Annotated in this window: 1 pseudogene; it reads left to right on the forward strand. The window is 70.9% G+C overall.

Annotation, left to right across the window (positions count from 1 at the left end):
- Positions 1–595: pseudogene (locus IJ15_RS0124080) on the forward strand (glycosyl transferase); the annotation flags it as partial.
- Positions 596–615: the final 20 nt, after the last annotated feature.

The following is a 615-nucleotide window of genomic DNA, read 5'->3' on the forward strand; positions in this document are numbered from 1 at the left end:
CTGCATCCCGGCCATCGCGATCCTCCTCGCGCTGGGCACCGACCGCGCGATCGCCGCCGGCCGCACCGGACAACGATCCACGACGCTGCTGTGGCTGGGCTGGCTGATCGTTGCCCTCCTCCCCCTCGCCCCCGGACCGCTCGACATCGCCAAACGCACCCCCACACCGGCGTTCTTCGCGGACGGCACGTGGCGCTCGTACGTCTCCGACGGGTCGGTCGTCACCGTCCCCCTACCGCGCCCCGAGGACGCCAGAGCCCTGAAATGGCAGGTCGGGCAGCGCTTCGGGTACCCCATCGCCGGAGGCTACTTCGTCGGACCGGCCGGACCCGACGACAAGGGCAAGTACGGGCCCGACGACCGCCCCACCGCGATGCTCCTCGGCAACACCCAGCGCACCGGCCAGGTGCCGGTCGTCGACGACACCACCCGCGCGACCGCGCGCGACGACCTGAAGTTCTGGAACGCCGACGTCGTCGTGCTGCCGCCCGGCAAGAACCAGCACGCCCTGCTCACCACCGTGAACCAACTGCTCGGCATCGACGGGCGCCGAGTCGACGACGTCTGGGTCTGGGACGTGCGGAATCTGAGCTGACCGGGCGGCTCACCTAGAGT

The organism is Prescottella defluvii, assembly GCF_000738775.1.
In the GTDB taxonomy this organism is placed as follows: Bacteria; Actinomycetota; Actinomycetes; order Mycobacteriales; family Mycobacteriaceae; genus Prescottella; species Prescottella defluvii.